This window comes from Candidatus Hydrogenedentota bacterium (assembly GCA_016791475.1).
GTDB lineage: Bacteria > Hydrogenedentota > Hydrogenedentia > Hydrogenedentales > JAEUWI01 > JAEUWI01.
On record JAEUWI010000245.1, the window covers coordinates 1 to 410 of the forward strand.

General features: G+C 59.3%; 1 protein-coding gene. It reads right to left on the minus strand.

Features of this window, described 5'->3' with window-relative positions; translation table 11 throughout:
• Window positions 1–410, minus strand: a 410-nt coding sequence (tadA, locus tag JNK74_28995) for a Flp pilus assembly complex ATPase component TadA (GenBank protein ID MBL7650219.1), incomplete at both ends; no start/stop codon positions are given.

The window sequence follows — 410 nt, forward strand, 5'->3', positions numbered from 1 at the left end:
TAAAATCCAGCGTGGCTTTCAGCGTGGTCGATTTGCCCGAACCCGTAGGGCCCGTAACCAGAATGATTCCGTGCGGCTCGTTGGCAAGCTTGGCGAACATCTCCAAATGGTCGGCCGCCATGCCGATATTTTGCAACGTCAGCGCTTTCTGTTCTTTCAGCAGCAGACGCATAACGATTGACTCGCCCCACAGACCCGGCAGGCACGAAACGCGGATATCAAGTTCGATCCCGCTGATGCGCGTGCCGATGCGTCCGTCTTGCGGCAGGCGCCGCTCGGCGATGTCCATGCCGGCGATGAGTTTCAGGCGCGAAGCCACCGCATCGAAGCGCGAACGCGGCAGCACCAGACGGCGCTGCAGCACACCGTCGATGCGGTAACGGATTTCGAATTCAGTTTCTTTGGGTTCG